This window comes from Streptomyces durocortorensis, from assembly GCF_016901035.1.
In the GTDB taxonomy this organism is placed as follows: Bacteria; Actinomycetota; Actinomycetes; order Streptomycetales; family Streptomycetaceae; genus Streptomyces; species Streptomyces durocortorensis.
Genome location: NZ_JAFEUF010000222.1, coordinates 1 through 8,168, shown reverse-complemented (window position 1 = coordinate 8,168; position 8,168 = coordinate 1). Strand labels below are relative to the sequence as shown.

At 71.7% G+C, this 8,168-nt stretch carries 7 protein-coding genes; 5 read left to right on the top strand and 2 right to left on the bottom strand.

Features of this window, described 5'->3' with window-relative positions:
• Positions 1-131 precede the first annotated feature (131 nt).
• Positions 132-1,574 (bottom strand): glycoside hydrolase family 18 protein, encoded by a 1,443-nt coding sequence (locus JS521_RS28805; protein ID WP_205085883.1) that lies wholly within the window; start codon positions 1,572-1,574, stop codon positions 132-134.
• 342 nt (positions 1,575-1,916) lie between these two features.
• Here JS521_RS28805 and JS521_RS28800 point away from each other — a divergent pair, with 342 nt between their 5' ends.
• From JS521_RS28800 to JS521_RS28780, 5 genes are all read left to right on the top strand, one after another.
• Positions 1,917-2,669, top strand: coding sequence for a GntR family transcriptional regulator (locus JS521_RS28800; RefSeq protein ID WP_205085882.1), 753 nt, complete (start codon positions 1,917-1,919; stop codon positions 2,667-2,669).
• 236 nt (positions 2,670-2,905) lie between these two features.
• On the top strand, positions 2,906-3,106 hold the full coding sequence (locus tag JS521_RS28795) for an SPOR domain-containing protein (protein WP_205085881.1): 201 nt from the start codon (positions 2,906-2,908) through the stop codon (positions 3,104-3,106).
• A 256-nt stretch (positions 3,107-3,362) separates the two neighbouring features.
• Complete coding sequence (locus JS521_RS28790; protein WP_205085880.1) at positions 3,363-3,767, top strand: NUDIX hydrolase; 405 nt, start codon at positions 3,363-3,365, stop codon at positions 3,765-3,767.
• Positions 3,768-3,969: 202 nt separating this feature from the next.
• Positions 3,970-4,491 carry an ATP-binding protein gene (locus tag JS521_RS28785; RefSeq protein ID WP_205085879.1) on the top strand — a complete coding sequence of 174 codons (522 nt, stop codon included), beginning with the start codon at positions 3,970-3,972 and terminating at the stop codon, positions 4,489-4,491.
• 214 nt (positions 4,492-4,705) lie between these two features.
• The gene (locus JS521_RS28780) at positions 4,706-7,273 is read left to right on the top strand and encodes a SpoIIE family protein phosphatase (protein WP_205085885.1); all 2,568 of its coding nucleotides are present in this window, start codon (positions 4,706-4,708) and stop codon (positions 7,271-7,273) included.
• A gap of 21 nt (positions 7,274-7,294) precedes the next feature.
• Here JS521_RS28780 and JS521_RS28775 read toward each other — a convergent pair whose 3' ends face one another.
• A complete protein-coding gene (locus tag JS521_RS28775; protein WP_205085878.1) occupies positions 7,295-8,008 on the bottom strand; it encodes a PspA/IM30 family protein in 714 nt (237 codons plus the stop codon).
• Positions 8,009-8,168: the final 160 nt, after the last annotated feature.

The window sequence follows — 8,168 nt, the reverse complement described above, 5'->3', positions numbered from 1 at the left end:
CGGGCCCCCCCCGGGGGCCCCCCCCCCCCCGGGGGGCGCCCGCCGCTCGCCGCCCGCCCGCGGCTCGCCGGGGGGGGGCGGGGGGGGCGCGCCCCCCCCCCCGCGCCCCCTTCGGCGTATCGGCCCCGAGATCAGCGGCGGTTGAGCGCGCGGTCGACCGTGGTGACCAGCTCCGCGTTCTCCGTGTCGCCGTCCAGCGACCAGAACATCGCCCCGCCGAGCCCCTTGTCCCGGATGTACGAGGCCTTGGTGCGCAGCACCTGCGGGTCGTCGTACGTCCACAGCGTCGTACCGTCGAACAGCCACGCGTGGCCGTTCTTCACATCGCGGTGGATCTTGTACGTCCCCGAAGCGGCCAGCTGCTTGAGGACCTTGTAGTCCTCGTAGCCCCCCGCCCAGGTGGCCGGAGCCGGGGCCGTCGCCGGCTGCCCCAGGCCCGTACCGCCGCCGGTCACGCCGGTCCAGCCCTGGCCGTAGGTCGGCATGCCCACCACGATCTTGTGCTTGGGCGCACCGCGCCGGACCCAGTCGCGCACGGTCTGGTCGACGCTGAAGTCGTTCTTCGCGTACAGGGCCGACTGCTGGGCCGTCTTCTTCTCACCCGAGACGTGGTAGTCGTAGCCCTGGATGTTGACGAAGTCGAAGTCCTTCATGAGGCGCTTCACGTCGAAGCCCGCGTCGATGGCCTTCGGGTTGGCCGGGACGTACGCCGACAGGTCGTAGTGCTTGGGCTTCGGCTTGTGGTGCCCGTGGCCGTGCCCCTTGCCCCTGTCCTTCCCCTTGGCCGCCTTCCCCTTGGCCGCCTTCTCCTTCGCCTTCGCCTCGCTCTTCGCGTGGGCGTCGAGCTGGGCGCGGAACTCGCGGATCAGGGCGGTGAAGTTCTTCTTGTCCTCCGGGCGGAAGACCGTGCCCTCGTTGGCCGCCGAGCCGGGCCACTCCCAGTCGACGTCGATGCCGTCGAAGAGACCGGCCGCCGCGCCGTCGCCGCCGCGTGCGCCGTCCTGGGGGAGGTTGCCCTTGATGTACAGGTCGACGCAGGAGGAGACGAGCGCCTTGCGGGAGGCCGCGGTGCGGACCGCGTCGGAGAAGTGGGTGGACCAGCTCCAGCCGCCGAGCGAGATCATGACCTTGAGGCCGGGGTGCTTGGCCTTCAGCTCGCGCAGCTGGTTGAAGTTGCCCGCGAGCGGCTGGGTGTCGGTGTCGGCGACGCCGTCCACCGATCCCGCCGCGTCGAGCGGACGGGCGTAGTCCGCCCAGGCGTCGGCCTGGCCGGGGATGTTGCCGGTGAAGCACTTGCCCTCGGCGCTGACGTTGCCGAAGGCGTAGTTGATGTGGGTCAGCCTGGCCGCGGCCCCGCTGGTGTCCAGGTCCTTGACCTGGAAGTCGCGTCCGTAGACGCCCCATTGGGTGAAGTAGCCGATGCTCTTGTAGGCGGGGCGGTGGTGGCCCTTGCCGCGGTCGCCGCCGTCGTTCCGGTCGTGGCCGCCGCTGGCCGTGGCAGCGGGGGCGATGCCTGCCAGCAGGGCCAGGGAGACGCCGGCGATGGTGATTCGGGACAGGTTTCTTCGACGCATGGGGCTCGTTCCTGTGCGTGATCCGGTACGGGGGCGGATCGGAAGGAATGCGGAATGAATCCGGAAGGGGTGCGGAGGAAGAATCGGGAGCAGTGCTGTGCACAGGAAGGTATTGGTCTGGACCAAAAATGGTCAAGAGTCCGGGAGTTGTCGGGCTTCCGGGTCTTCCGGTCTTCCGGGCCTCCGGACTTCAAGGTCGTGCGGGTGGGCATGATCCTGGCCCCGGGGTATGCGCGGGGCGACGCAAGATCATCACATTGGGTGAAACTCTGGCCCATGCTTGCGGTGCACAACCCACGGTTGTCAGGCTGTCGCAGACTGTCAACCTGTTGGGAGTGGCCTGTGACATTCGGTGAGCAGCCCGCCTATCTGCGCGTGGCGAGCGATCTCAGGGAGAAGATCGTCAACGGCGCGCTGCCGCCCCATACCCGCCTGCCGTCGCAGGCCCGCATCCGCGAGGAGTACGGGGTCTCGGACACCGTGGCCCTGGAGGCGCGGAAGGTCCTGATGGCGGAGGGGCTGGTCGAGGGGCGCTCCGGCTCCGGCACGTATGTGCGCGAGCGTCCCGTGCCCCGCATGATCGCCCGCTCCGGATACCGGCCGGACAAGGGGGCCAGCCCGTTCCGGCAGGAGCAGACGGCCGAGGGGGCGCGCGGGACCTGGGAGTCCAGCAGTGAGCAGGAGGGGGCGAGTCCCGAGATCGCCGAGCGGCTGGGCATCGAGCCGGGCGACCGGGTGATGCGCACGCACTACGTCTTCCGGGAGGCGGGTGAGCCGATCATGCTCTCCACCTCCTGGGAGCCGCTCGCCGTCACGGGCCGGACGCCCGTGATGCTGCCCGAGGAGGGCCCGTTGGGCGGCTGCGGGGTGGTCGACCGGATGGCCGCGATCGACGTCGTCGTGGACAACGTCGCCGAGGAGGTCGGCGCGCGCCCGGGGCTGGCGGAGGAGCTCCTGGCGCTCGGCGGTGTGCCCGGCCATGTGGTCATCGTCATCGGGCGTACGTACTACGCCTCGGGCCGGGCGGTGGAGACGGCCGACGTGGTGGTGCCGGCCGACCGGTACCGGGTCGCGTACCACCTGCCGGTCAGATGAGGCCCGGGCGGGGCGTGGTGACGCCCCGTCGGGCCGGGTGAGGCGCGTCGGCCGGGGCTGACGGGTCATGAGGGGGCGCATTCTTCGGATGCGCCCCTTTCGTGTTGGCCGGATGTGTATCTCTTTGTGCAAAGCCGCCTGCGCTGAGTGAAGGTCAGGCGTACGCTCGGGCATATGCGTACTGCGGTTTCCTGGGGATCCTTAGAGACGTGCACGCCGGTGGGAAGAGGGGCGATATGCGGGGGAGCGACACGATGAGCGACAGCGGCGCCGTGCTCCCTTGGCAGGTGATACGGCAGGACGACGGCGGAGGCCGGTACCGGGTGGGCAGGTACGCCACGCAGGCCGAGGCGCAGAAGGTCGCCGACGGTCTCGACGACCGCCACCGCCACCAGGTCTACCGGGTGGAGCGCGTGGGTCAGGGAACCGGTCCCTGACGGACGTCCGCCCCCGTGGGGCCCTGAGGGCGGCCGTCGTGCCGCCCTCAGGGCCCCACGGGCTTTCTGGGCCCGCTCTCTCGGGGCCCCACGGGCTTTCCGGGCCCCTCGGAGCGCGCGTGCGCCCCCGGGCTCGCATCGCCCGCATTCCGCGCGTCGCCGCCCCGGGCGGTAGGGTCCGGCCGGGCCGGGGCGCGGAAGCCTCCGGCGGAACGGCGCCGCGAGCGGGGCGGAGTGATGACGGAGTGGTGACCAGGTGACGCCGGTGCTGATCGACACGGTGGCGTGGGTGCGGATCGAGGGCGGCAGGATCCTCTGCGCGCGGCCCCGGGGCAAGGATGTCTTCTACATCCCGGGCGGCAAGCGCGAGGGCGCGGAGACCGATCTGCAGACCCTCCTGCGGGAGATCGAGGAGGAGCTGACGGTCGGCCTGATCCGGGAGACCGTCGTCCACGCCGGGACGTACGAGGCCCCCGTGGACGACCGGCCCGGCGCCGCCGTCGTACGGATGAGCTGCTATTACGGCGACTACCGCGGCACGCTCGCCGCGAGCAGCGAGATCGAGGAGATGGCGTGGTTCTCCTTCGCCGACCGGGCCCTCGTGCCGCCCGTGGACCAGCTGCTCTTCGACGACCTCAGGGCCACGGGCGCGTTGAACTGACCCGCTGACCCGCTGACCCGCTGACCCGCTGACCCGCTGACCCGCTGACCCGCCGGCCCTCCGGCCGTCGTGTGCGGGGGGCTCGTGCGCGTACGCCGTCTGCACCAAACACCGGGTTGTGCGGTAGCGGGCAATCAATGGTGGGTATGGGCTGTTTAGTCCCCATTTGCACAAGGGGTGCGCCCGTGGTCGTCCCTGGGAAGTGATCGGCGTGATCGATACCGAAGGCGACTGCGCCGAGTGGACCTTCGCGGCCGAACCCGGCTCCGTGCGGAGCGCCCGGCACGCCGTCCGGGGCGCGCTGGGTTCCTGGGGGCTCGACGCGGCGGTGGGTGACCTGGCGGTCCTGCTCGTCAGCGAGCTGGTGACCAACTCCCTCCGGTACGCCTCAGGACCCATCGGGGTACGCCTGGCGGTCACGCACCCCGACGGGGACCTCGCGCACCCCGAAAGGGACCTCACGCACTCAGGAAGGGGTCTCACGCACCCCGACGGGGACCTCTCCCTCGTCGGCGACCCTCCCGCCGACCACCCTCCCCACACCCCGGGGCTGCTGGTGGAAGTCTCCGATCCGCTTCCGGATCCACCCACCGAACGCAGTGCTGGACCCGACGACGAAGGCGGCCGGGGACTCCAGCTCGTGGCCTGTTCCGCACGTCGCTGGGGAACGCGTCGCGGAAAGAGTGGCAAGACCGTGTGGTTCGAGCTGGCTCTCCCTGGTTAGGAGAGTGGAGGGAAGCACAGCGATCACCAGAGGTCGGGCAGAACCTGGCTGAAAGGGACCGAGACCTTGCTGTGATCGTGAACGCCGTGTCGGTCGGGGCCGTAGTGCTGAATACTGCGGGCAGGACCGGTCCGGTGCGTGAGCTGGAGGGGACGGTCGCGTGAGCGAAATACCTGGGACAACGGGCGATGTGGTCGGGACGGCCGGCGACGTCGTGTGGCAGAGCAGCCCGCCCGGCTCGATCTATGACTACATCAGGGTCGCCTCCTTCTCGATCGGCCCCGACGGTCTGATCGAGCAGTGGAGCAGCCGGGCCGCGGGCCTGTTCGGCATGGCCTCGACCGAGGCGATCGGCCGCGACCCGGTGGAGGCCTTCATGCCCGCCGAGCTGCGCTCGGACGGTCATCGGCGGGTCGGCGAGATCCTCGACGGCAAGGAGTGGACGGGCCTCGTCCCGTTCCGGATGCCGGGCGAGGGCGGGGCGCACGGCGTCGCCGAGGTCTATGTGATGCCGAGTCTGACGGGCAGTGGGGAGCGGGCCGCGCTCTGCATCGTCGTCGACGTCCGGGCCCTGCGCCGCATCGAGACCGACCTCGCCGCCTCACAAGCCATATTCGGCCAATCTCCCTTCGGCTTCGTGCTGTTCGGTACGGACTTCGCCGTCGTCCGGGCCAACCAGCGCTTCGCCACGGTCTTCGGCGGCGCGGCCGAGGACCACCGGGGCCGCACGGTGGAGGACTATCTGCCGCGCGCCGAGGCCGACCGGCTGTCCGCCACCCTGAAACGGGTCCTGGAGACCGGGGAGTCGGTCACCGACCTCCAGCTCGTCGGCACCGCCCCCGGGGGCACCGAGCGCCGCCACTGGTCCATGAACCTCTACCGGGTGCACAGCGGGGCCGGCCGCCCCGTCGGTGTCGCCGGCCTCGCCACCGACGTCACCCGCCGGCACATCGCCGCCCGCGAGGCGGCCAGCGCCCGCCGCAACCTCGCCCTCCTCAACGAGGCCAGCGCCCGCATCGGCAACTCCCTGGACCTGGAGACCACCGCCCGCGAGCTTCTCGACGTGGCCGTGCCCGGCTTCTGCGACCTCGCCACCGTCGACCTCTACCAGGGACTCCTCACCGGCGAGGAGGCCGCGCCCGGCAGTTGGGCGCCCGCCCACCGTGAGTCCGCCGGAGGCTCGGCGGAGCTGCGCCGGGTGGCCCACGCCAGCGCGGTCGCCGACGCCCTGCCCACCGCCGTGGCGGGCGGCGGGCAGCCGGGCCCGGACGACCTGCCGCCCGCGCTCGGCTCCGTCCACCGCTTCCCGTTCGGCTCGCCCTGCGCCATGGCGCTGCGCTCCGGCCGGGTCGAGGACGTCCCCGGCGACGAGATGGGCTTCGTGCAGTCGACGCTCGCCGTGCCGATGGTCGCCCACGACACCGTCGTCGGTCTCGTCCAGTTCTCCCGCACGAAGGGGAGCGAGCCGTTCGGCGAGCGCGACCGGGCGCTCGCCACCGAACTGGCCGCCCGCGCCGCCGTCTGCATCGACAACGCCCGCCTCTACCGCCGCGAGCACGAACGCGCCCTGATCCTCCAGCGCAGCCTGCTGCCACCCGGCGACCCCGAGGCCGCCGGACTCGACATCGCCTGCCGCTATCTGCCCGGCAACACCGCCACCGAGGTCGGCGGCGACTGGTTCGACGTGATCGAGCTGCCCGGCCACCGCACCGCCCTCGTCGTCGGCGACGTCATGGGCCGCGGCCTGCGCGCCGCCGTCGCCATGGGCGAACTGCGCACCGCCGTGCGGACCCTGGCCCTTCTCGACCTGGAACCCGCCGAAGTGCTCTCCGCCCTCGACGAGGTCGCCCGCGGCCTCGGCTCGCCGGGCGGCGGCGAGCGCAGCGAGGGGCTCGGCGGCAGCGGGGGAGCGCAGTGGCCCTCCCGCGCCGCGCAGAAGTCCCGCGAGGCGGACCTCTCCGAGGTGTATCTCGCGACCTGCGTGTACGCGGTCTACGACCCGGTCACCCGGCGCTGCACGTTCGCCAATGCCGGGCACCTCCCCCCGGCCGTCGTCGAGCCCGGCCGGCCCGCCCGGCTCATCGACGTACCGCCGGGCATGCCGCTGGGCGTCGGCGGCGAGCCGTTCGAGGAGGTCGAGGTCGAGCTCGCCGAGAACGCCCTGCTCACCCTCTACACCGACGGCCTGGTCGAGTCCCGGGACCAGCCGCTGGACGAGGGCCTGGAGGCGCTGCGGTCCGTCCTCACCGGCCCGCAGATGGAGCTGGAGGACGCCTGCGACCACGTGCTGAGCACGCTGGACACCCGGCACGGCGAGGACGACATCGCCCTGCTGATGGCCCGTATCCAGGGGCTGCCCGCCGAGGCGGTCGGGGACTGGACGCTGCCGCGCGAACTCCGCTCGGTCGGGCGCGCCCGGGAGCTGGCCCGTAGCCAACTGCTCTCCTGGGACCTCGACGACCTGGTCGACACCACCGAACTCCTCGTCAGCGAACTGGTCACCAACGCCCTGCGCTACGGCGAGGGCGAGATCCGGCTCCGGCTGCTGCGCGACCGCACCCTGGTCTGTGAGGTGTGGGACGCCGGTCTCGTCCAGCCGCGCCGCCGCCGCGCCCGCGACACCGACGAGGGCGGCCGCGGGCTCCAGCTGGTCGGCCTGCTCAGCGCCGCCTGGGGCTCGCGCCGGACCCCGCGCGGCAAGACCGTCTGGTTCGAACTGGCCCTGCCGGACGGGGCCCCGGCCGCCGAACTCTCCGTGGAGCAGCTCCTGAGCATGTACTGACCCCGCCCGGTTCGCGAACGGCTACGCGCCCGTCTTCAGCGCCGCCAGCCGGGCCTCGACCTCCGCGCTGTCGCCCAGGCCGTCCAGCTGCTCGAACTGGGCGTCCAGCGAGGAGGCGGCCAGCTCCTGCTTGCCCAGAGCCTTCGCCTCCTCGCGCCGCACCTTGTCCTCGAACCGGCTCAGCTCGCTCGTCGGGTCGAGGACGTCGATGTTCTTCACGGCGTCCATCATCTGGTTCTGCGCCTGGGCGGACTTCGAACGTGCCACCAGCTCGTCGCGCTTGGCCTTCAGCTGGGAGAGCTTGTCCTTCATCTGGTCGAGCCCGGTCTTCAGCTTGTCGACCACCTCCGTCTGCGAGGCGATCGTCGGCTCGGCCGTCTTCGCCTCCTGCTCCGACTGGAGCTGACGGCCGAGCGCCACCTTCGCCAGGTTGTCGAACTTGTCCGCCTCCGCCGCCGACCCGGCCCCGCGCAGCTCGTCGGCCTTCCGGCTGGCCGCCAGCGCCTTGCCACCCCACTCGGCCGCCGCCTCCACGTCCTCCTTGTGGTCCTGCTCCATCAGCCGGAGGTTGCCGATGGTGGTCGCCACCGCCTGCTCGGCCTCCGCGATGTTGTTCGTGTAGTCCCGGATCAGCTGGTCCAGCATCTTCTGCGGGTCCTCGGCCTGGTCGAGGAGGGCGTTGATGTTGGCCTTCGCGAGCTGGGTGACGCGGCCGAGGATGGTCTGCTTGGTCATGGGATGGCTCCTTGGAAGTCGAGAGGGGTCACGCTGTGGTTCTGCCTTCGTTCTGCCTTCGTTCTGCCTTCGTTCGGCGTTCTGCCTTGGTTCTGCCGACCGGTCGGTCAGAAGCGGCCGCCGCCGCCCCGGCGGCCCCGCGTCCCGCCCCCGCCGAAAC

Excerpts from the sequence above, each read along its gene's own strand:
- JS521_RS28805 (WP_205085883.1), bottom strand. The coding sequence starts at position 1,574 with ATGCGTCGAAGAAACCTGTCCCGAATCACCATCGCCGGCGTCTCCCTG.
- JS521_RS28795 (WP_205085881.1), top strand. The coding sequence starts at position 2,906 with ATGCGGGGGAGCGACACGATGAGCGACAGCGGCGCCGTGCTCCCTTGG.
- JS521_RS28775 (WP_205085878.1), bottom strand. The coding sequence starts at position 8,008 with ATGACCAAGCAGACCATCCTCGGCCGCGTCACCCAGCTCGCGAAGGCC.